21 protein-coding genes and 7 tRNA genes are annotated in these 25,201 nt (G+C 36.7%); 4 read left to right on the forward strand and 24 right to left on the reverse strand.

The genetic code is table 11. The features are described from left to right. Positions 1 to 91: 91 nt before the first annotated feature. The 4 genes from clpP to Ana3638_RS03025 form a co-directional block, all read right to left on the reverse strand. Entirely contained in the window at positions 92 to 673 is a 582-nt protein-coding gene (clpP, locus tag Ana3638_RS03010) for an ATP-dependent Clp endopeptidase proteolytic subunit ClpP (protein ID WP_161836729.1), read from the reverse strand. A gap of 54 nt (positions 674 to 727) precedes the next feature. Then, a complete protein-coding gene (tig, locus tag Ana3638_RS03015; protein WP_161836730.1) occupies positions 728 to 2,014 on the reverse strand; it encodes a trigger factor in 1,287 nt (428 codons plus the stop codon). A 281-nt stretch (positions 2,015 to 2,295) separates the two neighbouring features. After that, positions 2,296 to 3,645: a phosphoglucosamine mutase gene (gene glmM, locus Ana3638_RS03020; protein WP_161836731.1), complete on the reverse strand. Its 1,350-nt coding sequence runs from the start codon at positions 3,643 to 3,645 to the stop codon at positions 2,296 to 2,298. A 464-nt stretch (positions 3,646 to 4,109) separates the two neighbouring features. After that, entirely contained in the window at positions 4,110 to 4,352 is a 243-nt protein-coding gene (locus Ana3638_RS03025) for an alpha/beta-type small acid-soluble spore protein (RefSeq protein ID WP_161836732.1), read from the reverse strand. A 359-nt stretch (positions 4,353 to 4,711) separates the two neighbouring features. On the opposite strand from Ana3638_RS03025, the gene Ana3638_RS03030 reads away from it, so the two are divergent. Further along, the gene (locus Ana3638_RS03030; RefSeq protein WP_246240741.1) at positions 4,712 to 5,965 is read left to right on the forward strand and encodes an alanine/glycine:cation symporter family protein; all 1,254 of its coding nucleotides are present in this window, start codon (positions 4,712 to 4,714) and stop codon (positions 5,963 to 5,965) included. Here Ana3638_RS03030 and Ana3638_RS03035 read toward each other — a convergent pair. Continuing rightward, the gene (locus Ana3638_RS03035; RefSeq protein WP_161836734.1) at positions 5,949 to 6,491 is read right to left on the reverse strand and encodes a DJ-1 family glyoxalase III; all 543 of its coding nucleotides are present in this window, start codon (positions 6,489 to 6,491) and stop codon (positions 5,949 to 5,951) included. The two genes, Ana3638_RS03030 and Ana3638_RS03035, sit on opposite strands and share 17 nt — an antisense overlap. Before the next feature lie 391 nt (positions 6,492 to 6,882). Here Ana3638_RS03035 and Ana3638_RS03040 point away from each other — a divergent pair, with 391 nt between their 5' ends. Continuing rightward, positions 6,883 to 7,926, forward strand: a complete 1,044-nt coding sequence (locus tag Ana3638_RS03040; protein WP_161836735.1) for a D-alanine--D-alanine ligase family protein — start codon at positions 6,883 to 6,885, stop codon at positions 7,924 to 7,926. Positions 7,927 to 8,073: 147 nt separating this feature from the next. On the opposite strand, the gene Ana3638_RS03045 is transcribed toward Ana3638_RS03040, so the two are convergent. From Ana3638_RS03045 to Ana3638_RS03075, 7 genes are all read right to left on the reverse strand, one after another. Beyond that, positions 8,074 to 9,861, reverse strand: a complete 1,788-nt coding sequence (locus tag Ana3638_RS03045) for a fibronectin type III domain-containing protein (RefSeq protein ID WP_161836736.1) — start codon at positions 9,859 to 9,861, stop codon at positions 8,074 to 8,076. 405 nt (positions 9,862 to 10,266) lie between these two features. Next, positions 10,267 to 11,247 (reverse strand): ABC transporter permease, encoded by a 981-nt coding sequence (locus Ana3638_RS03050; RefSeq protein WP_161836737.1) that lies wholly within the window; start codon positions 11,245 to 11,247, stop codon positions 10,267 to 10,269. A 1-nt stretch (position 11,248) separates the two neighbouring features. Then, a complete protein-coding gene (locus tag Ana3638_RS03055) occupies positions 11,249 to 12,355 on the reverse strand; it encodes an ABC transporter permease (RefSeq protein ID WP_161836738.1) in 1,107 nt (368 codons plus the stop codon). Further along, positions 12,352 to 13,884, reverse strand: a complete 1,533-nt coding sequence (locus Ana3638_RS03060) for an ABC transporter ATP-binding protein (protein WP_161836739.1) — start codon at positions 13,882 to 13,884, stop codon at positions 12,352 to 12,354. The genes Ana3638_RS03055 and Ana3638_RS03060 overlap by 4 nt, the downstream gene beginning before the upstream one ends. A 105-nt stretch (positions 13,885 to 13,989) precedes the next feature. Continuing rightward, positions 13,990 to 15,279, reverse strand: coding sequence for a BMP family ABC transporter substrate-binding protein (locus tag Ana3638_RS03065; protein ID WP_161836740.1), 1,290 nt, complete (start codon positions 15,277 to 15,279; stop codon positions 13,990 to 13,992). Between the two features lie 548 nt (positions 15,280 to 15,827). Further along, a complete protein-coding gene (locus tag Ana3638_RS03070; RefSeq protein WP_161836741.1) occupies positions 15,828 to 16,544 on the reverse strand; it encodes a M48 family metallopeptidase in 717 nt (238 codons plus the stop codon). 41 nt (positions 16,545 to 16,585) lie between these two features. Then, on the reverse strand, positions 16,586 to 16,927 hold the full coding sequence (locus Ana3638_RS03075) for a winged helix-turn-helix transcriptional regulator (protein WP_161836742.1): 342 nt from the start codon (positions 16,925 to 16,927) through the stop codon (positions 16,586 to 16,588). A gap of 205 nt (positions 16,928 to 17,132) precedes the next feature. Between Ana3638_RS03075 and Ana3638_RS03080 the strand changes: the two genes are divergently transcribed. Further along, a complete protein-coding gene (locus Ana3638_RS03080; RefSeq protein WP_161836743.1) occupies positions 17,133 to 17,528 on the forward strand; it encodes a pyridoxamine 5'-phosphate oxidase family protein in 396 nt (131 codons plus the stop codon). Positions 17,529 to 17,650: 122 nt separating this feature from the next. Here Ana3638_RS03080 and Ana3638_RS03085 read toward each other — a convergent pair whose 3' ends face one another. The 11 genes from Ana3638_RS03085 to Ana3638_RS03135 all read right to left on the reverse strand — a co-directional run bounded on the left by Ana3638_RS03085 (position 17,651) and on the right by Ana3638_RS03135 (position 22,422). After that, positions 17,651 to 18,499 (reverse strand): DegV family protein, encoded by an 849-nt coding sequence (locus Ana3638_RS03085; protein ID WP_161836744.1) that lies wholly within the window; start codon positions 18,497 to 18,499, stop codon positions 17,651 to 17,653. A 336-nt stretch (positions 18,500 to 18,835) separates the two neighbouring features. Then, positions 18,836 to 18,915: transfer RNA gene (locus Ana3638_RS03090), tRNA-Leu, on the reverse strand. A 24-nt stretch (positions 18,916 to 18,939) separates the two neighbouring features. Further along, a tRNA-Lys gene (locus Ana3638_RS03095) sits at positions 18,940 to 19,012 on the reverse strand. 48 nt (positions 19,013 to 19,060) lie between these two features. Then, positions 19,061 to 19,132, reverse strand: a tRNA-Gln gene (locus tag Ana3638_RS03100). Between the two features lie 17 nt (positions 19,133 to 19,149). Beyond that, positions 19,150 to 19,223: transfer RNA gene (locus tag Ana3638_RS03105), tRNA-His, on the reverse strand. Between the two features lie 102 nt (positions 19,224 to 19,325). Further along, positions 19,326 to 19,399: transfer RNA gene (locus Ana3638_RS03110), tRNA-Arg, on the reverse strand. 25 nt (positions 19,400 to 19,424) lie between these two features. After that, a tRNA-Gly gene (locus Ana3638_RS03115) sits at positions 19,425 to 19,495 on the reverse strand. Between the two features lie 71 nt (positions 19,496 to 19,566). After that, positions 19,567 to 19,641, reverse strand: a tRNA-Pro gene (locus tag Ana3638_RS03120). Between the two features lie 228 nt (positions 19,642 to 19,869). Beyond that, positions 19,870 to 20,349, reverse strand: a complete 480-nt coding sequence (locus Ana3638_RS03125) for a metallophosphoesterase family protein (RefSeq protein WP_161836745.1) — start codon at positions 20,347 to 20,349, stop codon at positions 19,870 to 19,872. Between the two features lie 131 nt (positions 20,350 to 20,480). Further along, positions 20,481 to 21,080, reverse strand: coding sequence for an XTP/dITP diphosphatase (locus Ana3638_RS03130; RefSeq protein ID WP_161836746.1), 600 nt, complete (start codon positions 21,078 to 21,080; stop codon positions 20,481 to 20,483). Between the two features lie 10 nt (positions 21,081 to 21,090). After that, entirely contained in the window at positions 21,091 to 22,422 is a 1,332-nt protein-coding gene (locus Ana3638_RS03135) for an N-acetylmuramoyl-L-alanine amidase family protein (protein ID WP_161836747.1), read from the reverse strand. 468 nt (positions 22,423 to 22,890) lie between these two features. Between Ana3638_RS03135 and Ana3638_RS03140 the strand changes: the two genes are divergently transcribed. Next, positions 22,891 to 23,808 (forward strand): alpha/beta fold hydrolase, encoded by a 918-nt coding sequence (locus tag Ana3638_RS03140; protein ID WP_161836748.1) that lies wholly within the window; start codon positions 22,891 to 22,893, stop codon positions 23,806 to 23,808. A gap of 206 nt (positions 23,809 to 24,014) precedes the next feature. Here the strand turns inward: Ana3638_RS03140 and Ana3638_RS03145 are convergent, their stop codons facing one another. Then, positions 24,015 to 25,178, reverse strand: a complete 1,164-nt coding sequence (locus Ana3638_RS03145; protein ID WP_161836749.1) for a THUMP domain-containing class I SAM-dependent RNA methyltransferase — start codon at positions 25,176 to 25,178, stop codon at positions 24,015 to 24,017. Positions 25,179 to 25,201: the final 23 nt, after the last annotated feature.

Below are 25,201 nucleotides of genomic sequence, written 5' to 3' on the forward strand. Positions count from 1 at the left end.
CTCTGACTCATGAAAGCCACTGAAGCTATGAACCAGGTATTAGCTTTATGCTATTTTTGAGAAAATTGAATTGCCCGGCAATTATCAATTTCTATCTGCTTACGATCACGCTGTCAATGATACCATAAGCCTTGGCTTCTTCGGCACTCATATAATAGTCTCTTTCCGTATCGATCTCTATTATATCTAAAGGCTTGCCTGTATTTCCAGCAAGGATCTCGTTTAATTTCTTTTTCGTTTTTAATATATTTTCGGCTACAATTTTAATATCGGTAGCCTGACCTTTTGCACCGCCGGAAGGCTGATGAATCATAACTTCAGCGTTAGGCAGAGCAAATCTCTTACCTTTGGTACCGCCGGCTAAAAGGAATGCCCCCATACTTGCAGCCATACCAATACAGGTAGTAGATACATCACATTTAATATAATGCATGGTATCATAGATAGCCATACCTGCAGTAACAGAGCCACCCGGACTGTTAATATATAAATTTATGTCTTTATTAGGGTCTTCTGACTCTAAGAATAATAACTGCGCTACTATAATACTTGCAGAAACATCAGTAACTTCTTCTCCCAGAAAGATAATTCTGTCTTTTAATAATCTGGAATAGATGTCGTAGGATCTTTCACCACGGCTTGTTTGTTCAATGACATAAGGTACTAAACTCATAGTAAATCCTCCTTTTTGTATTAGGGGTTGCCGCAAAATTAATCAGTTTGATTATTAAACTTCTACTGCTGCCTCAACAACGAAATCTACTGCTTTTTGTACTGCCATATCCATAACGATTTGTTCTTTTTCTTTTTCTCCGACTAATTCTTTTAATTTATCTAATTCCATTTTATAAGTTTCAGCCATCTGAGTAAATTCTTTTTCCACATCATCATCGGATACAGTTATATTTTCAGCTTTTACAACAGCTTCGAGAACCAGTCTGCTTTCTATTCTCTTAAGAGCCTGCGGTCTCATCTGGTCTAATAATTGTTTGCTGTTCATACCTGTAAATTGGAAATACTGTTCAACAGTAATGCCTTGAGACTGAATTCTTTGGGCAAAATCGTCGGCCATTTGTCTTACCTGGGTTTCAATCATGGCATCCGGGATCTCCATGGTAGCATTAGCAACGACCTTTTCAATCACCTTATCTTCTTTTGCAGTTTTAGCTTCTTTTTCTTTTCTCTCTATGATTGTTGCTTTAATATCTGCTTTATATTCATCTAATGTATCAAATTCAGATACGTCCTGAGCAAATTCATCATCTAATTCCGGTAATTCCTTTGCTTTGATTTCTTTTACCTTAACTTTAAACAGTGCAGGTTTTCCTGCTAATTCAGCTGCATGATATTCTGCAGGGAAAGTTACATTTACTTCTGTCTCTTCTCCAAGGGATTTTCCGATTAATTGTTCTTCAAAGGTATCAATAAAGGAATGGGATCCTATGGTTAAGGAGTAATCCTCTGCCTTGCCGCCTTCAAAAGGAGCACCGTCTACAAATCCTTCAAAATCAATTACTAACATATCCTTATCAGCAACAGGTCTGTCTTCCACGGTAATTACTCTGGAATTCTGATCTCTTACTTTATCAATTTCAGCTATAATTTCTTCATCTGTAACAGATACTTCAGTCTTTTCCACTTCAATACCTTTATAATCACCTAAGGTAACTTCCGGCTTAACTGCTACTTCAGCTGTAAAAATAAATGGCTTGCCTTTTTCAATCTGTACAACATCGATTTCAGGTCTCGAAACAATTTCTAATTTGCTTTCTTCGGCAGCTTTTTCATATGCATCCGGTATTATCAAATTAGCAGCATCTTCATAGAAAACACTTGGTCCATACATCTTTTCAATTATGGCACGAGGAGCTTTTCCTTTACGGAAGCCCTGAACATTAATTTTACCTTTATTTTTTACATAGGCTTTTTCTATTGCAGCTTCAAACTCCTCTGCAGCAGCTTCTATGGTTAGCTTCACCATATTCTTCTCTAATTTTTCTACTTGTAAACTCATTTAAAATTTCCTCCTTAATATGTGAACGTATATCCTCATACGATCCAATTATTTTTCCGTCAATGTATTTTTCCCGCTATATATATTATATATATGCACCCATGGTTTAATTTTCTTCTGGATAGTATTATCCTTTTGCGTGTTAAAACGCATCCCGCGGAGTGTTTTTTATCACATAAGACGTAATTTATTATGCGGTAAAATAAGGCAGATTCCCACTCTGACGTTTTGACATTAGTATATTATAACATAGCCATTCTGTAAATACCATAATTATTTTCTTAATCGTTTCTTACATGACCCTGCTGTTTTAATACTTCAACTACACGATCCACATGAAGTTTACATAACTCATGACTCTGAGCTTCAACCATAACCCGGATAACCGGTTCCGTACCACTTTCTCTTACAAGAATACGGCCTTCATCACCAAGTTCGCTCGTCACCTGGTTTATAATTTCTTTGACTTTATTATCTTCCCTGGCCGTTTTCTTATCCTTTACCTTAACATTGACTAAAAGCTGCGGATAGATATAAACGTCTTTAATAAGATCAGAAAGTTTCATTTTCTTTTCCAGTATTACTTCCATTATTTTTAAAGACGTCAGAATTCCGTCACCTGTAGTAGCATGTTTGCTGAAAATAATATGTCCGGATTGTTCCCCACCAATAGAATGGCCATTTTCCAACATGTTCTCATACACATATTTATCACCAACGGCTGTTTTTACATAGGAAATACCTTTTTCATCCAAGGCCTTATATAAACCGATATTCGACATGATGGTAGTCACAATCGTATTATTATTAAGTTCACCGCGTTCTTTCATATAGGAACCGCAAACATATAATATTAGATCTCCATCTATAATATTACCCTTATCATCCACTGCTAAACAACGATCTGCATCTCCGTCATATGCAAATCCTATATCCAGTTGATTTTCTACCACGTATTTCTGCAGTGTTTTAATATGGGTGGAGCCGCAGCCATCATTGATATTCGTACCGTTAGGTTCATTGTTAATCGTATAGGTTTTTGCACCCAAAGCATCAAACACACCTTTTGCAATCGTAGAAGCAGATCCGTTAGCGCAATCAAGGCCTACTCTCATGCCGGAAAAAGATCTGGTAGCAAGGGAAATTAAATATCCGATATAACGGTTTCTTCCTATGTAATAGTCTGTGGTTTTACCTATCTTTTCCCTAGTGGCATATGGTATGCTTAATCCTTCACCGTCTATGTAGTTCTCAATTAATTCCTCAACTTCTGATTCTAATTTATAACCGCTTCCGTTTAAGATTTTAATTCCATTATCATAATAAGGATTATGACTTGCCGATATCATAATTCCGCAGTCATAATTTTCACTTCTTATTAAATAGGATACACTGGGTGTACTTGTTACATGAAGCAGATAAACATCTGCACCGCTGGCCGTAAGTCCTGATACCAGGGCATACTCAAACATATAGCTGGAACGTCTTGTATCCTTTCCGATTACAACGTTAGCCTTACGATCTTTCCCATAATAATAACCTAAAAATCTACCAACTTTATAAGCATGTTCTACTGTCAAATCAATATTAGCTTCACCGCGAAAGCCGTCTGTACCAAAATATTTACCCATTTGAAGAACTCCTTTATAATCAATAATTTTTGTTTAAAATACTCTATTCATACATAACTTTTTTATAAATGATTAAAAAAATTCATTTATAAAACCGGAAGAAACACGCTTTGCGAGTTTCTTCGGTTCGCGTGCGCGTTCGAATTATTGCAAACAAGCTTGCTAATTCTTACTTTGCTTTCGCGGAAATCATATAACCGATTGTAACATAACCATTTAATTATGGCAACTGTTCTGCCCTCTTTCCATCTTCGTTTTTCTCTATCATATGTCTGATTAACCGTCTTTGCTCCATATCAGTATAAAAAAAACATCATCTGTTATATACAGCTGGTGTTTATGTTCCCATAAAAACCAACCGTATATAAAGATGATGTTTCAAATGATTAACTCATGAAGCAATTATACAGCATTTGTTATATAATTTAAGCTAATCGTTTAATTCAAATCTTTTTCGCTTTAGTTTAGAATGAACCTAAACCGGAAGAAGAACCCTGACCAGACATAGATTCTTCTTGTCTTCTAATCATTCGTCTTACCATTTCACCGCCAACAGAACCATTCTGCGCACTTGTTAAATCTCCGTTGTAACCTTGTTTTAAAGGTACACCAATTTCAGATGCAACTTCCATTTTGAATCTGTCAAGTGCCTCTCTAGCTTGAGGTACTTCTGATCTGTTAGAACCGCTGTTATTGTTACTTGCCATAATAATTCACCTCCACGATAAGATTGTTTGTATCAACTAATGCTTGTTTGAAACAAGAAACCAATTGATTAAGATAAATGATTTGTTTTATGAATCAGTTATCTTAGTAATATTGTTAACAGAAGAGGGAAATTTTATTATGGTAAGTTGTGGAACTTATTTTTATTTTTAAATCTTTTTAACAGGCCAATTTATGTTAAACCTATGTTTTCTTTCAACTTAAATATTTACTTAGTATTTATTTTCATATATTGTCCCACCTGTTTCATATATTATATAGACAATAGTAATAAAGGTATATTATGAATGAGATTCTTTCTATAATAAAGGATATAAATAAACTTCTTTGGAATGGCCCAATGATTATTATTCTTCTGGCAACTCACTTTTTCCTGACTTTCCGTTTAAAATTCATACAAAAAAAAATTGGCAAAGGTATCCGCCTGTCTGTAAAATCCTCATCCAATTCAGAAGGGGAAACCAGCAGTTTTGGTGCACTTACCACTACTTTGGCAGCCACATTGGGCATCGGGAATATTATAGGTGTATCTACAGCCGTAGCTATGGGCGGTCCAGGCGCTATCCTATGGATTTGGCTTACCGGTGTTCTTGGAATGGCTACAACCTATGCGGAATGTTACCTTGGTATCCACTACCGCCGTATTGGAAAAGACGGTACTTTTTCCGGCGGTCCGATGTATGTTCTGGAATATGGCCTTCATTCCAAACCGCTGGCGATTCTTTACTGTTTCCTGACCCTGGCTGCGTCCTACGGTGTCGGTTGTTCTACCCAGTCTAATTCAATAACAGACGTTACAACTAATTTATGGGGCCTTCCGCCTTATATTGTTGGTTTTGTTACCGCTCTTATAACCGGTTTAGTTATTATTGGAGGAATTAAATCTATTGGCAATATCTGTACAAAACTGGTTCCTGCCATGGGAATCTTTTATATGGCGGCCTGTATCATTTTATTGGTATTAAATATAAACTTTCTTCTTCCTGCCATAAAATTAATCATTCGTTCCGCTTTTCTTCCCAGCGCAATGATAGGCGGTTTTATCGGAAGTACGATTAAAACTGCTGCAAGATATGGTATTGCAAGAGGCCTGTTTTCTAATGAGGCAGGTATTGGTACCGCTGCTATCGCAGCTTCAAGCGCAAAAACAGATAATCCTTATAATCAGGCTTTGGTATCCATGAGTGCAACCTTTTGGGATACTGTGGTTATGTGCGGGATTACCGGCCTTGTAATCGTTTCCCACATATTAAAATATCCTGCTTCGGTAAAAGGCGCTTCTGCCTCGGAATTAACTACTGTTGCCTTTGAACAGATTCCATTCGGCGGTTATATATTAGGACTCTCTATTATTGCTTTTGCTACCGCTACTTTAATCGGTTGGTCTTATTTCGGTGAAAAAGCGGTAGTCTATCTCTTCGGAAAAGAGGGAATAGGTACCTACCGCATTTGTTACCTTGTTATGATATTTATAGGTGCCATCCTATCATTGGAATTTGTATGGGAACTTTCCGATTTAATCAATGCCTTTATGATTATTCCAAATGTATTATCCATCTGGTTATTATACCGGGATATTAAATGTACTGAATAGCTGCCGCAATTTTCTCAGCAGTTTTCTTATCCTTTAATGTTTCAATAATCCGCAGGGAGAAATCAATGGATACCCCCATTCCTTTACCGGTTATGATATTTAGATCTGCTTCCGATTTATTTCCGGTAACCACGCCTCCCTGTAATTTATCCTCATATCCGGGATAGCAGGTAACTCTCTTTCCCTGCAAAATTCCGTTCATTCCCAGCACACTCGGTGCGGCGCATATTGCCGCAATTCTTCTTCCTTCTTTATTAAATAGCTTTAGCAAGGTAACCAACTCCTGGTGTTCCGCCAGGTGTTTGGTGCCGGGCATTCCGCCTGGCAAGATAAGCATGTCAGCATTACTATAATCCGATTCACCATATAATTCGTCTGCTTCGATTTTTATATTATGGGAACCCAAAACCTGTTTTGAACCGGTAATGGAAACCATACAAATTTGTATCTCTGCTCTTCTTAACAAATCTACTACCGTTAATCCTTCAATTTCTTCAAATCCATCCGCTAAGAATATATATACCATGAGTTAGCTCCTTTTTATTATATTAGCTAATTGCGAAACTATTTAGTTTTCAGAATATACCGTACAATTGATATGAATTTCATAGCTTCAGTTGCCCTTTGGGCAAGATTCAGCTCTGAAATTCATATCAATTGCATGGTATATAGATACAATAGTGGTGTTTCGTAATTACCAATTTTATTATACCATCATTTCTATATATAACAAGGGTATCACACAGCACTATTTGCAAAATTCTAAGCATTAATTTGATATTTTTATAAACATCAGGCAGATATAATAAAATCAGAAGTAACACAACTATAGTTTTCAGAAAGCTTGGCGATTGCCAGCTTGTGCTTGGAGCAATAAAAATATTAAATAATTAATATGTGACAGAAAGGAATCAGATATGAAAATTGTTGTATTAGCCGGAGGTTTAAGTCCTGAACGGGATGTATCCTTATCTTCCGGAAGCCTTATAGCGAATTCTTTAATGGAATCAGGTCATGAAGTATTGTTGTTGGATGTATATGAAGGATTAGAAATAGATGCAAAAGATTACGGTATCTTATTTTCAAAAGCAGATGACGGGAGAAAATACTCTTACCAGGTTACGGAAAAAGAACCGGATTTAAATGAAATAAAATTACGGAACAACGGACAAGAGGCTTTCATTGGCAAGAATGTGCTGGAAATATGTAAATATGCCGATGTGGTTTTTATCGCTTTACACGGTTCCATGGGTGAAAACGGGCAAATACAGGCAACCTTTGATAATTTTAATATAAAATATACAGGCACCGGTTATATTGGAAGCTTATTAGCCATGGATAAGGATATTTCAAAAAGATTACTTGTTCAGGCAGGAATTCCTACGGCTGACTGGATTTTATATCATACTTCCAATAATAGTTTTAACACAATAATAGAAAAGATTGGCTTTCCCTGTGTTATTAAGCCCTGCAGTAACGGGTCCAGTATTGGTGTCTCAATCGCAGGTACAAAAGATGAGTTAAATAGAGCTCTCCAATATGCAACAACATATGAAGATAACGTCCTAATAGAGAAACTGGTAAAGGGAAGAGAATTTTCAGTCGGTATATTAAAAGAGGAAGCTTTACCGGTAATTGAGATCATACCTCTGAAAGGATTTTATGATTATAAAAACAAATACCAGGGAGGTATGACAAAAGAAGTTTGTCCGGCAGAACTATCCGCAGAATTAACTAAAACGATTCAGGAAAGAGCTTTACTTGTACATAAGATATTAAGGCTGGGTGATTACTCCAGAATTGATTTTATTTTAAATGATGATAATGAATTTATCTGTCTGGAGGCAAATACCCTTCCGGGAATGACCCCCACCAGTTTAATTCCCCAGGAGGCAAAACAGAAAGGCATCTCCTATCAAAGCCTTTGTGAGATAATTGCTAAAATGCCATTGGAAAATTAAATTATTAATAAACACTTACCTTTTGAAGTGAGTTAAATAAGGCAGCCTTTACTATGATTCAGTAAATGGCTGCCTTACTTGTGCTAAATATTTATTTACTCTCAAATTTTTCAATAATCATAAAATACAGGTATCCTAATATTAATCTTAATCGGTAGTTCCGGAAACGATTTCTGAATAATCACTGGATTTACTTCCGTCAAAGGCTTTTACTTTATAATAATAGGTTTTATCAGATTTTAAATCGTCATCCGTATATTCATTGTCCGTAACTTTTGCAACTTTACTGTAAGTTCCTGATTTTGAAGTTGCTCTGTATACATAATAGTAATCTGCATCATCAACTTCATCCCATTCCAGAGTAATCTCATCATCTGTTTCATTCGTTACATCAAGATTATCCGGTTCATCCAAATCATCATCTCCGGCGGTAGCATAAACAATAGAGGAAAAACTACTGGTTTTTTTACCGTCATATGCTTTTACCTTATAATAATAAGTTTTTCCTTCTGTTACATCAAAATCATAATAAGAAGTATCGGTTACCTCATCAAGTTTAGTATAGGTTCCGGATTTAGAGGTTGCCCTGTAGACATAATAGGATTCCGCATCATTAACATCATCCCACTCCAAGGCTATTCCATCTTCATCTGATTCGATAATATCAAGGTCATCCGGTGCATCAAAATCATTGTCTGAATCATCACCGGTAGTTGCATGGGCAACAGAGGAATAAGCACTGGTAGCGGAACCGTCAACGGATTTAACTTTGTAATAATAGGTTTTATCTTCACTTAAATTATCATCCGTATAGTAGGTGTCATCTACATTATCAATCAGTGTATAAGTTCCGGAGGATGAGGTTGCCCTGTAAATATTGTAGGAATCCGCATCATCTACTTCTTCCCATTCCAAGGTTATTTCATCATCACCATCGGAATCTGCTGTAAGGTCATCCGGAGCATCCAAATCGCTATCGGAATCATCACCTGTGGAAGCATATTTTACAGCTGAATAATCGCTTTCAATTGAACTGTTGGCAGCTTTTATTTTATAATAATAAGTTGTATCTTCATTCAGATTTTTATCCGTATAATTTGTAACTATGGAAGTTGCTATTTTATTGTATGTTCCGGAAGAAGAAGTTGCCCTATAGACATAATAATAAGATGCATTTGTTACCGAACTCCACTTCAGCGATATCTGAGTATCACTATCAACCTTAGCCGTAAGACCGCCAGGAGCACTTAAACTGCTGGATTTACTGCCCACGGTAGCTTTAATTACAGAAGAGAATGGACTTGTACCTGAGCTGTTAACCGCTTTTACTTTATAATAATAGGTTGTTCCATTCTTTAAACCGGTATTTGTATAACTGGTTGTTGCACTGGTGGTGATTTTGGTATAAGGCCCTGTTAACGATGGAGCTCTATACACATAATAAGAGGTTGCTTTTGACACGGGACCCCAGCTTAATGTTATACTGGTTGTATTTTTCGAGGTTGCTGAAAGGCTTCCCGGAGCTGACATCAAGTTACTGGAACTGATATATTTATTTTCAACAAGGAGTTTTAGCATCCCGATATAGTAGCTTTTCAAATTGGATGCCTGTGTCTGAGTCATTGTACCGTCAGCTAAAGCATCATTAATACTATCTACTATTCTGTCTTCCAATTCCTCTAACAAAGTAGTCTCACTGAAATTATAACTCTCCGCGATTTCACCTAAAGTACTTCCGCTTGCAATTTTATTAACTATCGTTTGTTCATCTACACCTAAAATATCTGCCGTTTCTGAAAAAATATTAAAGACAGTCTGCTGTTCCTGACTGGAGCTGGATGCTTTTGCTACGATAGGGCTCGAAACAAAACTTGTACCGACCAAACTTATCGAAGCCAAAGTAATGATAAATGTTTTTGTAAATTTTCTAAACATAATTTCCTCCTTTTAATTATTAATACGTGTTTAGCTGATCCATGATATTGGAAATATCATATCATATTCTGGATTCTACCACCCGGTTATATTATTAATTTAAACCGTAAATGTGTAATATATATGTCAAAATTGTTAAATATTGATAAATATCCCTTACATTTCCTTAAATTTATAAAATATACCAGGCTTAACTCCGAAAATTAACGTTCTTTGAATTTTTCCCATCGGTATAATTTTCCTTCATTCACTCAAAAGCCAGATATAACAAAAAAGCTGTTACAAAACGCAAAACCTGTCTTGCTTGGGAAAGAATATAGTTTATATTTCGCAGATCTAAACTATATTTAGGCCCAGTCCGATAAGTTAATTATTTTGTAACAGCCCCTAAATGACAGGCAATATTTACCGCTCTTCCCTGAAATATGCCTCACCCAGACTTGCAGGCGGCTGATTTTCCAGTTTGTTTCGTTTACTGCTTAATATTAGTACGATGATTGTGACTACATACGGCAGCATTTTACATAGCTCCTGTGTAGCCCTTGTAAGACCCGGCAGATAAATATACAGAATATATAATCCGCCGAAAAGGAAAGAACCCCATATGGCATTCACCGGTTTCCATAAGGCCAGGATAACCAGGGCAATCGCAAGCCACCCTCTGTCTCCGAAACCGTTATTGTTCCAGGTGCCGCCCAGATACTCCATTACAAAATATAAACCGCCAAGTCCTGCAATTGCCGCACCGGATACCGTAGAAATATATTTATATTTTGATACATTAATCCCTGCTGCATCCGCAGCCCCCGGATCTTCCCCTATAGCCCTTAAGTTTAAGCCTTTTCTGGTATTTCTTAGAAAATAAGTAAGTAAAACAGCAAGTATGACAGAAAGATACGTTAGAAATCCATATGAAAATAACAAATCCCCGATTACCGGAATATCCGAAAGTCCCGGTATGCTGGCACGGTAAGCCGCTGCTGTTGTTTTAACGGAAATCTGTCCGACACCGCCGGCAAGCTTTGAGATAGAACCTCCGAAAAAGTTACCAAAACCCACACCGAACGTAGTGAGTGCAAGACCTACAACATTCTGGTTTGCACGCAGGGTTATGGTTAAAATACTGTAAATAAGTCCACCTAATGCGGAAGCAAGAAGGGTTATTACAAGTGAGATTAATAAACCGACAAAGGCATTGGGATTTTTAATTGCCTTTTCGTAAAAGAAAGCTCCCATTAGTCCTGAAATTCCCCCCATATACATAATTCCCGGTATTCCAAGATTTAAGTTACCTGATTTTTCTGTTAAGATTTCACCGGAGGCACCAAAAAGGATACTGATACCCTGTCCGATTGCATTCTGGATAAATGTTAATAACAATGACATGTTATTGTACCTCCTTAGTCTTTTTACGGAATTCCACTTTGTAATTTATAAAGAATTCACATCCGATCAGAAAAAATAATAAAATCCCCGTAATGATATCCGAAGCATTTTCATTAAGGCCATACTGGGTAGCAATCTGTATGGACCCCTGCTGCATAAATACTAAGAAAGCTGAGACTGCGATCATGGCTAATGGATTGAATTTTGACATCCAGGCAACAATAATTGCCGTAAATCCTCTTCCTCCTGCAGTACTGGTGGAGATGGTATGGCTGGCACCGCTTACTATAATACTCCCGGCAAGGCCGCAGATAGCACCGGAGATCATCATCGTCCGTATAATGACTTTCTTTACATTGATTCCCGCATATTTAGCGGTATTCTGGCTCTCACCTACCACGGCAATTTCATATCCCTGTTTACTATACTTCATATAAAGATAAACTCCTAATGTCATCACCAGTACAATAATAATATTCAGTCCGTATTGCAAGCCGAATATTTTATCAAACCACCCCTTGCCGGATGCAGCATTAATAATTCCCACCGTATTGGACCCCTCCGGATTCTCCCAGAAAACGATACAGAATGTTACAATCTGCATGGCGACATAATTAAGCATAAGGGTAAACAAAGTTTCATTGGTATTGTAATAAGCTTTAAAAATTCCCGGAAGCAGTCCCCATAACATTCCGGCAAGACTGCTAACGACAAATATTACAAGAAGCAGCAACCAGTTAGGCAAAGCATCTCCAAGGTAAATCATTATAGCTGCCGTCGCCGCACCGCCCATTAATATCTGGCCTTCCGCCCCGATATTCCAAAATTTCATTTTGAAAGCAGGGGTTAATCCGATTGCAATAATCAGTAAAGTTAAAGCTTCCCGGATAGTGACCCATAAGCGGCGGTTTTTGCCGATGGCACCATTGATAATTCCCATATAGACCTGAATGGGATTCTCGTGAATAAATGCTACTATAACAAGAGCACATACAATCAGGGAAAGAACTATGGCAAGGAGCCGAATACCCCAGGCTTTCTTTTTGGAGATTGATTCCCGTTTTGTCATTCTGATAAATACTTCATTATTTATTGCTTCTCTGCTCATTTATGTGCCCCCTTTCCGGATGCGGTCATTAACAGACCCAGCTCCTCTTTCGTCGTTTTACGTGCATCTACGATTCCGGTTATTTTACCGCTGTTTAATACAAGGATACGATCACATAGTTCCAGTAAAACGTCCAGATCTTCTCCAACACAGATAACCGCTACCCCTTTTTTCTTCTGATCGTTTAATAGGTTATAAATCGTATAGGAGGAATTAATATCAAGCCCTCTTACGGGATAGGCTACCATAAGTACGGTAGGATTTGACGCAATCTCCCGACCCACCAAGACTTTTTGAACATTTCCTCCGGAAAGCCTTCTGACAGGAGTATCAACACCCGGCGTTACCACATCTAATTTATCTACGATATCCATAGCCAGATCCTTAGGTCTCTTACGGTCTACAAAGAAATGTTTTCCCTCTTTGTAACTTCTTAGCATCATATTATCCGTTAGATCCATAGAGCCTACAAGACCCATTCCCAGCCGGTCCTCCGGAACAAATGACAGTTGAATCTTAAGATCTCTGATTTGAGCAGGTTTCATTTCCGAAATTTTCTCCGTGGTACCATCCGGAGCATTATAGAGTATTTCCCCGCTTTCGATCGGGATAAGTCCTGCTATGGATTCCAGCAATTCTTTTTGCCCGCTTCCTGCTATCCCTGCAACACCTAATATTTCACCACTGTAAGCTGAAAAAGATGCCTGTTTTAATAGGGTCAGCCCCTCTTTACTTTTACAGGTAATGCCTCTCATTTCAATGCGCTTTTCAGGTTCCACTGGTTCCGTGCGGTCAATATCCAGTTTTACCTTTTCACCTACCATCATTTCCGTTAAAGAAGTAACTGTAGCCTCAGAGGTATTCACGGTTCCGATATATCTGCCTTTTCTAAGGACAGCTACACGGTCTGATAATTCAAGAACTTCATTTAATTTATGTGTAATGATAATAATGGATTTTCCTGCTTTACGCATGTTACGAAGAACATCAAACAGTTTTTTGGTTTCCTGGGGTGTAAGTACGGCTGTTGGTTCATCCAATATAAGAATATCCGCACCACGGTATAAAACCTTTACAATCTCCACTGTCTGTTTTTGGGATACGGACATATCATATATTTTCTGAGACGGATTCAAATCAAACCCATATTGGCTTGTCAGTTTATTAATTTCCTGGGTTACCTGATTCATCTTTAGCTGTTCGCCGCCGGGCAGACCTAAAATAATATTTTCTGCAGCGGTTAATATATTAATCAGTTTAAAATGCTGATGGATCATTCCAATACCCAGGGAAAAGGAATCTTTTGGGGAACGGATGGTTACCTCATTTCCATTTATAATAATCTGTCCTTCATCGGGAAAGTAAATTCCCGAAAGCATATTCATCAGCGTAGTTTTTCCGCTGCCATTCTCTCCCAGGATTGAAAGAATTTCACCTCTTTTGACTGATAAATTGACGTTGTCATTTGCTATAACTTCGCCAAAAGACTTGGTAACATTTTTAAGCTCAATTGCATTAATCTGTTCCACAAAATGACCTCCTGTAAAGTAAATTTGCGGAACTGCTATACACAGTTCCGCATTGTGTACGGCTCTCAAACACCGTACTTGTTAAAAGTAAAACGCTGTAAAATACTACTGAGTTAATTCTGTAATACCGTCAATTCTTATGTCAAATGCCGGAGCAGAAATTAATTCTGATTCATGGAAGTATCCATCGGATACATAAGCGGAATACTTAGAGAAATCTGCATCTGATTTAATTAAGTCTTCAACTTTGGAGCCTTTTACGGTAAATGTGCTTGTATCAAACACTTTTAAGGAGCCATCTTTCAGAGCCGCTTCTACTTCTGCTACTTTGTCTGCAGTTCCTGCAGCGACAGTTTTTTCATTTAATGTTGAAATACCTACGGCTCCGTCTTTGAATCCCTGGCACCAGTCAGTGTCAATCGGAGTTCCGTCAATTACATTCTTTACTGCATAAGTATAATAGGGTCCCCAGTTAATTGTTGCGGAAGTTAATGCTGAATCAGGTGCTACGGAAGTCATGTCCACATTATATCCAACAACGGGTACTTTTGCTTCTTCCGCTGCGGTAGGAGCACCGGTTGTATCTGCGTGCTGGCTGATTAATACGGCACCGTTTGCAATCAACTGTTTTGCTACTTCATTTTCGCCGGCCATATCAGCCCAGCTGTTGGTATACTGTACTTCCATAGTTACCGTAGGACATACACTTTTTGCTCCAAGATAAAATGATGTATAACCGGATACAACTTCTGCATAAGGATAAGCGCCTACATAACCCATTTTGGCTTTATCCGCTGTAATTGTTCCTTTTTCTATCATTTCATTTAATTTTAAACCTGCTACAACACCGGATACATAACGGGATTCATAAACAGCTGTAAAATAGTTATGTACATTAGGTAAACCGGAGGAAGCTGCCTTGTAACCAGTTGCATGGCAGAACTGAACCTCAGGATATTCCTTTGCTGCCTGAAGCATAAAATCTTCATGGCCAAAGCTGTTTGCAAAGATAATATTACATCCCTGATCTGCTAAATCAACTGCTGCGTCATAACAGGATTCATCTTCTGCAATATTGGTTTTTTCAATAACCTGGTCTTCAGATAAACCAAGATTTTTTATCATTTCATCAATACCTGCCATATGAGCTGAGGTATAACCTTCATTTTCGTCACCTACATAAATAATACCTACTTTAATACCGGATATATCCGCACTTTCTGCTCCGGTATTGTCTGCTGCCACTGACTCAGATTCCGAAGCGGTATTTTCTTTCGTTGCTATGCTATCTGGTGCAGTGTTTTCACTGGTTTCTTTTGTAGCCGAAGAACTGCACCCGGTTACCAATCCTACTGTCATTGCAAGTACTAATAATAATGTTAAAATCTTCTTCATAAATAGCTTCCTCCTAATAAAATTGTGTGTAAGGTAACATCTATCACATTATGCTCTTAGTTTCCGTAATCCATTATCAAAGGATCGGCCTCTAAAGCAATATGAGCAAAAATAAAAAATCTAAAATATTGAAGGAGCTGTATGTACTATGTATACATGCAACTCCCGTCCTTGGGTTCGATTGGGACAAAACGTTTAACTGGAATAAAATTAAGTATAACATATTGTTGCAATCAAAGTATATTTAGCATTTTTAATCAAATTAATTAGAGCAGGTTATAGTTGATTATTATTTTATTAGTAATTCTAATTTTAAAGGGCAATATCTGCCGATCAAAATATAATATCATTGCTTGGTCACTGCTTGGGAGTTTCCACCCCACCGGTCTGCCAGCGGCAAGTTTTCCGGTGTAAAAAAAATACCGTAAATAATTGTCTTTTCTCCCTTGAAAGATTAAGAAGACCGTTATTTATGGTATGATTTGTTTCATCTGATATTATTTTTCATATCTAATTATTATTTGTTTCATTTCTATTATTATTTGCTTCTAATAATAAATTGGTTGATTTTCCAGGAGCTTTTTCCGTATCTTATAATCCGGTTGGATAATCTCAAGCATCTGATAAAACTTTCTGCTGTGATTTGGCTGCAAGAAATGGGTAAGCTCATGGGCAGCTACATATTGAATACATTCTAACGGTGTATGAATCAGAGCGGTATTTAATGTAATCATACCTCCATATACCGAGCAGGAACCCCACCTGGTTTTCATTTTCCTTGTCTTAATAACAGGCATATCTATCTGGTACACACGGAATTTCGGATACAGTTCCATAACAACCTGATGAAATACTTCCTTTATAAATGCAGCATACCATCTATCCCACAAGGCTTTCATTTTTTTCTCATCTTCCATATGTTTGGTATATATAATTATGGAATTATCCTCTATCCCGATTGCCTTCTTTTCGGAAGGTTTAATAGAAATCGTATATTCCTCTCCCAGAAGTATGATATGTTTCCCGTCTTCCAGCTTAAAACCCTCATTATAATTCATTTCACGGTTTTCGAATCGCTTCCTGGCTTTTTCAATCCAATCTGCTTTTCTTATAATAAATTCTTCAATATACTTTTTACTAACCCTGTTATTAGCAGTAATTAAGATTCTGCCATCTGCCTTCACATGTAAGTTAATATTTTTTACCTTTTTTCTAATAATCTCGTAATTAATACTTATATTCCCTACGGTGATAGTTTCTGTCATGCATTTATTCCCCCCGGTTTGGTGGCTGCTATCCTTCTAGTCTATACTTCCTTGCTTTTTAAATAAGTAATGTACTTATTACCGAAATTATTGAACTGTTCTAAAACCGGAATAAATTCCTTTCCGATAGCTGTTAGGGAATATTCTACTTTAGGAGGAACTTCCGGGTAAACATAACGGTGAATTAAACCGTAATCCTCCAGAGTCCGTAACTGTTTCGTCAAGGCAGCCTGGGTAATTCCAGGAATTTTTCTTTGCAATTCCCCGAATCGAAGTGTTTGTTCGCATAAATGATAGATAATCAGTATTGCCCATTTTCCTGAAAATATTTTTTGTGCTGTAGTATATGGACATTTTCCGTAAAGATTAATCTCGTGTTCCATTCTTTCACCTTCCCCTTTTATTCCATGCTTTTAGTTATCCATTGTTTCTACTTTTTGTCTCTTTTATATTTCAAATTTTTAATTCATTTTTTCAGTATATATTTTATACTAACTAACAAAACTTATCGTACTTGTTAAATCTTCTATATCTGTTATAATTAATCCGTAAATCATTATATCACATTTCATGGAAGGGGACAATATCATGAATAAAGCTGCACAATTTTTAGCAGACAATCAAACCTTTTACTTAGCAACCGTGGAAAATGACCAGCCGCGTGTACGCCCATTTGGAGCCGTAATGGAATGGGAAGGAAAAACATACATCTGTACCAACAACAAAAAAGATGTTTTCTCCCAAATATTAAAAAATCCCAAAGTTGAAATCTCTGCTATGGGCAAGGATGGAAGATGGATTAGAGTATCCGGTAAGCTTACACCAGATAACAGAAAAGAAGCAAGAGAAGCCATGCTGGCTGCCGTTCCCAGCCTTCAAAACATGTATAAAGCGGATGACGGTATCTATGAGGTACTCTATTTTACAGAAGCTACTGCAACGATATATTCCTTTACAGGTGAACCGGAAGTAATCAGCTTATAATTACTTTATACCAAGCTTGTATTCGGAGAACTTACCTATTATATAAGTAACCCTGTAAGTTTTAACTCAGCCAAACCTGAGAAGCAACTTACAGGATACCTTTTAATTTATTATTTAACCTGCTAATTTTCTACATAACATACACCGATGGTTCCGGGCCCGGAATATACACCGACGATGGCACTTATCTGTCCTATCAGATAAACATTCTTAATCCCTGGCAGCATTTTTAATGACTCATAAACTTTGGTGGCATCTTCAAGGGAATTACCATGAACGATATATGCATCACAATTTTTCATTTCGGTTCTTTCTTTTCCTATCTCTACCAGCTTTTTAAGTGATTTATTCCGGCCTCTTACCTTTGCATAGGTAAAGCATTGTCCATATTCTTCATCGAAACCAACAATGGGTTTAATATCTAAAAACTCTCCGATCGTTCCGGATATTCTTCCAATACGCCCACCCTTTTTTGCATATTCTAATGTACCAAATACAAATTGAAAATGCATGTTATTTTTCATTGAAGGAATGCAGCTTACTATCTCATCAAAGCTTTTCCCGGCTGTTATACATTCACCGCATTTTTTCAATATGATTCCTTCACATACTGAAGTCGATTTTGTATCATATACATAGGATCTAATATCAGGAAATTGTTCACTCACCAGTTTAAAAGCATTATAAGTACCGGATAGACCGCTGGAAATAACAACTGCAATAACATGCGTGTATTTTTCTTCCACCAAGGAATTATATACGGCCTCAATATCCTCTATGGCTGGTAAGGAAGACTTAGGAATTTCATTTATCATATTATCATAAATCTCTTCCGGCGTAATATCTATCTTATCCGTATATTCCCTGTCACTGTATATGATCTTAAAGGGTAAAATACGAATGTTGTATTTTATGACTGTTTCATTGTCTATGTCACAAGCCGAATCCGTAATTAATGCAATCTTTTCCATGAAATATAATTCTCCTTCTATATATATGCTTCCCATAATATTCTTCACCGTTGGATTCCGCTTATGCATTCTGAAAACAGATGATTTATTATGATTCTAAAAAGCCTAAGCTTTATATTGCGGCATTAAAATTACATATAGTAGTGTTCAAAACCATATTATCACGTTATTATAAACTTTTCAATAATTAAGTTTATTTGCCGGTCTACCAAAGGATATTATCCTTTTGCATGTGCTTGCATATCCCGCCCGATTTTATTGCACAGGAAATTCAAATGAATTTCTATATGCAAAAAAAGGTTTCAAAGCTTGTTAAAGCCTTGAAACCTAACTTAATGCGGATGAAGGGACTCGAACCCCCACGGTATCCCACTAGATCCTAAGTCTAGCGCGTCTGCCAGTTCCGCCACATCCGCTTGTTTTATTATGAAATAATAAAATGAGACATCCGGGATTCGAACCCGGGACACCTTGATTAAAAGTCAAGTGCTCTACCGACTGAGCTAATATCCCATGATGCTTTGCATCAATGTTCTCCGCTGAACTTAAGTTAAGCGGAAACTGGGCTAGCTGGATTCGAACCAGCGACTGCAGGAGTCAAAGTCCTGTGCCTTACCGCTTGGCGACAGCCCAATGGTAAACTACCATAAGGTGGATAAAGGGATTCGAACCCTTGGCCTCCAGAGCCACAATCTGGCGCGCTAACCAACTGCGCTATACCCACCATATTTAATTACGCTTATTTTATCTTGTCCACAAAGAAATTATTCTTAGAATTTCCTAACTGTAATACTTCGCAATAAAATTAAGAGCCAAGATAAAAAAACGTGCCAGAAGGGATTCGAACCCCCGACACATGGCTTAGAAGGCCATTGCTCTATCCAACTGAGCTACTAGCACACTTTAATATGCATTACGCATATTAAGCGGGTGATGGGAATCGAACCCACGTATCTAGCTTGGAAGGCTAGTGTTCTACCATTGAACTACACCCGCATATTTGTTTGTACAAATCTTGGGAAAGCACTATTATCGATTCTAACAATCACTTATTACAGTTAACATAATCGGGGTGACAGGATTCGAACCTGCGACCTCTTGATCCCAAATCAAGCACTCTAGCCAAGCTGAGCCACACCCCGTGTTGCTGTCTTTATGCTGTCTTCCGTGACGCAAGAACTATTATATAATAGAGATACATTAATGTCAACAACTTTTTTTTATTTTTTTAGTTTTTATACTTACAAGTAAGTCCCCCGCTACTTAGCATAGCGGAACTGAGAATATCCACTCTGACTACTGTTTTCTTTTTAAACAAAGAATGCTGTAAAAACCCAGCATTTACTCCATATATATTGTTAACCAATATATCAAATATAATTCAAAGTAAAATGAGCTTGTCCGTTTGAATCAATGTCCATTATGAGAAAGGACGGTTTTCCGCCTTCCTGTCTCGGCTGTGTAATACTCCCGGGATTAATAACCCATACATTACTGCTTAAATCAATCAAAGGCCGATGGGTATGTCCAAATAAAGCAATATTTGCTCCATACTGCGTGGCAATATCCCTCAACCTCTCTGTACCAAAATTAACTCCATACCGGTGCCCGTGAGTTAAAAACATTGTATAAATACCTATATTAATTATCTTATCCTTTTCAAGGCCTGTAAAATAATCATTATTTCCAGGAACCATTACAATCTCGCAGGATACTATAGACCTGATATATTCTTCACTGCCCTCAAAATCACCAAGATGCAGAAATAAATCGATTGGTTTTACCTTTTCTAATGCTTTCTCTAAATTAGTATTTCTGCCGTGTGAATCACTTACTATCATTATTTTCATATTAACCCCCGTGAATTAATCATCGATATGATTTAATTCCTACCAATTTCTTTAGATCAGGGTTAGATCAAAATTACTAAAATCACTTCTATTATAAGCTATTTAGAAAAAAACCCAATAAATCATCTGATCTATTTTAACTTATTCTTTATAATATCTTTCATCGATTCCAATGCTTTGCCGCGATGGCTGATTTGGTTTTTTATATCTGTAGATAATTGGGCCGATGTACATCCATACTCAGGCACCCAGAATATGGGATCATATCCAAATCCGTTATTCCCTGCAATTTCGTAACTTATAGAGCCTTCAATCGTTGCACGGGTGGTTACCACTTCACCATCAGGAAAAACACAGGCTATGGCGCAGACAAATCTTGCACTTCTATTCTTTTCGGGTAAGTCTTTTAACTTGTTCAATATATAATTATTTTTCATATCATAGGACGTATCTTCTCCCAGAAAACGGGCGGAATAAATTCCCGGTGCTTTATCCATAGCATCTACCTCCAGCCCCGAATCATCTGCCAATACCATTTCTCCGGTCATTTCCATAATTGTTTTAGCTTTAATAACCGCATTTTCTTCAAATGTACTGCCATCTTCTATTATATCAACGAAAATACCCGCTTCTTTCATTGATACGATATCATAGTCTAAATCCTTTAAGATCAAACGGATTTCTTTCATTTTACCTTCATTGGATGTTGCAAAAATTATCCTCTTATTCATTCGCCTTCCTCTATTCAGTATCTTTTTCTATTTCTTTAAATGCTCTTAAAATAATCTGGTGAACTGCTTTTGCAATCTTTTTTTTATTTTCTTCTTTTAATAAGAAATCTAAATCTTCATCGTTGGACATAAAAGCTACTTCAATTAAAGCTACCGGAACTTTGGACTTACCCACTATAACCATTTCATTTGCAGGTACCAGACCACGGTTAACTCTGTGAGTCACATCTGTTATTTCTTCCAAGGCGATTTCAGCTAAATCTTTTGACTCAAAACCTTGGCCCAGCTGTTTTTCATTATATAAAATTTCAGAACCGTAAGGTTGTGCCGATTCGCTGGAATTACAATGTAAACTTATAAATAAGTCAGCTTCCACATCATTAGCAAAATTAACCCGTGGATTTAAGAATATGGTTTTATCCGTAGTTCTTGTATAATAAACTTTAATGTCTTCCTGATCCAGTATTTCTTTTATATCCGTAATTAAACTGAGATTCACGTCTTTTTCATAATACTTTTCACCCTGTGAAAAAGTACCACAGTCTTTTCCCCCATGCCCGGCATCTATTACAACGATTTTATCATATACATCTTTAGGACGTTTTAAATCGATATAAATATATTCATCATCCTGATACAGGATGGGTGCATATATAAAGTCCAGGGCTATCTCTATGGTAGCGGTAAAAAGAGAGGAGGATTTATCCTGTTCATAGTTTATATTAAAACTTTTAACCGGATCTGAGGTAACCTTTGACGGCTCCGTTCCGTAAGCTGTTACCTTACCGGTTGCCGAAATTACTTCCGGTACTAAGATATTTTTATTTTTTAAATCATTGGACAAACTGGCGTTATAAGGCCTTAGTTTCTCTTCTGCCTCATTTTTTGCTGCTTTAACCGGTACTGATGTATCTGCGGTATCCTTATTTGGTATACCATCAAATTCATACCCTTGGTTTACTCTGGCTATGGATGTTCCATTAAACTTATCTTCTTTTAAATCAGTTATAGTAAGACGAATCCTTCTATCCATATACAAATCTTCTAAATTTATATTATAGATTGTTTTATCCGGTTTTTTGATAATTAAATACTTATCCCCTAAAAGTCCCCGGATGGATGTATTAACAGCCTCTGTATCACCTGTTTTACCGGTATTTTTATTAATCGGTAGACCAGCTCCCACTTCTTTATTCTTACCCGTTATATCATCCTTTATTTGATTACTGTCTGCAAAAATCTTATACTGTTCTGAATTTGATATAATAGAAGATAAAAATATAACCAATACCATTAACGCAAGGCTATTTTTGGCCATATGTTTTAGAAGTTTTTCATCCATTTATTTTCCCCCTGATATGGAAATTATACTATGCATTTTACAATTCTACAATATAGTTTTTTATATTACAAAAATATTATCTTTGTTTTACAAATCTATTATTTGAGGATATATATGTTAAGTATTTTATATTTAATTATGACATATTATGGAATTTATTTGCTTTTTTTATCATTTTTCTGTATAATTTAATAAATAATCTTAATTAGCATGGTCATCTCTAGAGACCAGGTAATAATATACCAGAGTTAATATCGGAGAATCAAATTAACCTTTTTACCTTATATTTATGGAATAGGAATATATTACTATAATATAGCCAGGTGTTACCAGAACGTGTAATTTCAATATGACAGATTTAACCACCGGGGAAGGGGTTGTTTCTTCTGTTTATTAAATTTAGAATAAGCTGCATCTATATAATCAAATGATTGCATTGCATATATATAATGGGAAAGGGGTAAAAGTATGGATATCAATACAGAAGTGATAACACAAAAGGATGGCTATAAAACCATATTATATCATTTTTTTAGTCCGGAAGAACCAAAAGCAAGTGTTATTGTATTGCACGGAATGGCCGAACATCATAAAAGATACGAATCATTTGCCAGGTTTTTAAATACCTATGGGGTGGATGTGTATTTATATGATCATAGGGGACATGGCACTGATAAAATAATGAAAGAATTAGGTTTTATCAGTAAAACAAAAGGTTATAAAATCCTGGTGGATGATGCCATGGACGTAATACAATATGTAAAGAAAAGTAAAAGAACTACAAAACTTTTTCTAATGGGACACAGTATGGGCTCTCTCATAGCTCGAAACGTGATTCAGTTAAATGATGAATTAGATGGTACCATTTTATGCGGTACCACACACCCTTTTAAATTAAAAACAAAATTTGGGGTTGCCCTGGCTTCCCTGATAAAGTTCCTGACTAAACCGGAACACCGCTCACCTTTCTTTCATAATATGATGTTTGGAGGAAAAGCATATACTCGTCTTATTACAAGAACATCTTATGATTGGCTAACGAGAAATAAACCGGCAGTAGGAGCTTACATCCATGATCCCTACTGTGGTTTTATCTGTACCATAAGTTTTTATTATGATCTTTTAAAGCTAGCGTCAAATGCGTCCAAAACCTCCTTGATGAAACACACCCGTAATTCACTGCCTATATTGATTATTTCAGGAGACCATGATCCTGTCGGCAATTATGGAAAAGAAGTGAAACATTTGATATCTTTGTATAATAAGTGGGGATTTAAGAGAGTAACCGGTAAACTTTATCCGGAATGCAGACATGAACTGCTCCAGGAAATAAATGCGGAGGAAATAATGAAAGACATTCTTAATTGGATGATAAAAGAACTCTAAAATAAAAAGCAGTTTGAATGAAATATAAAAAAATCGGGTATATTCTTATGCAAAAAATACACAAACAAAGTGTGGATGTACTTTCCTAAAGATAAAAAAACCAGAAAAACATGGCATGCCGGTTTCTCTGGTTTTTCAGTTCTATTACAAAATACTTTATTACTGTTCTATTTTAAACTATTTTTCTGTTGCCCATAAAATTGTATCTAATGTAAATTCTCTCTATTTTCTCTTTTGGGCGGTTTTGCTCCCATAAACTGATAAAAATACGTTTTCATCATACCGTTATAGATTTTACGGTTTTTATCCGCTTGCCTGCCGATATATTTTTGTGCGTCCTCATAACTGGTTATTATAAAGTAAGACCAGGAATCCAAAGCATTAAAAGTTCTTCCTATTTCCTTATATAAGGCGGGTAAATCTGCTTTATCCTCTAATCTTTCGCCATACGGCGGATTTGTAATAATAAAACCGTACTTTTTATTATGACTTAAGTCACTTACGGATCTTTGCTGGAAATGTATATATTGATCCACTTCCGCCAACGCCGCATTTTGTCTTGCGGCCTTTATAATTTCTCCATCTATATCATAACCTTGTATGGTCATTTCAACCGAATCACGTCTTACGTCATTAGCTTCCTCAATCGCGGAATACCAGGTCTTTTTAGGAATAAGGTCTGTCCAATTTTCAGATAAAAAGGAACGGTTCATTCCCGGTGCAATATTGGCACCTATCATAGCGGCTTCAATCGGTATCGTACCGCTGCCGCAAAACGGATCTATCAGAATTCTATCCTTATTCCAAGGAGTTAACAAGATTAAAGCTGCTGCAAGAGTTTCCGTTATCGGTGCTTTACTGGTAAGTTTGCGGTATCCGCGCTTATGAAGAGATTCTCCTGAAGTATCAATTCCAATCATTATCTCATCTTTCATAAATGTAACTCTTATTGGGTATTCATTACCGTCTTCAGGAAACCATTCTATCTTATATATTTTCTTAAGGCGTTCTACAATTGCTTTTTTCATTATCGACTGGATATCGGAAGGACTGAAAATTTTACTTTTAATTGAGGTGGCCTTAGCAACCCAAAACTTTCCGTTTGCCGGTATATAATTTTCCCATGGAATCGCTTTCGTTTTCTCAAATAGTTCATCAAAGGATTCCGCCCTAAATTTATCTACTTTTAATAAAATACGTTCCGTAGTCCTTAAGAAAATATTAGCCCTGCTTACTGCTGATTCATCACCGGCAAATATTACACGTCCGTCTTCTACCTGTGTAACCTCATATCCTAAATTAACAATTTCCTTTTTTAAAACACTTTCTAAACCAAAATGGCATGGTGCTAAAAATTCAAACCGGCTCATCTTTTAGTACTCCAATCTGCATT

The sequence above is a fragment of the Anaerocolumna sedimenticola genome, from assembly GCF_009931695.1.
Lineage (GTDB): Bacteria > Bacillota > Clostridia > Lachnospirales > Lachnospiraceae > Anaerocolumna > Anaerocolumna sedimenticola.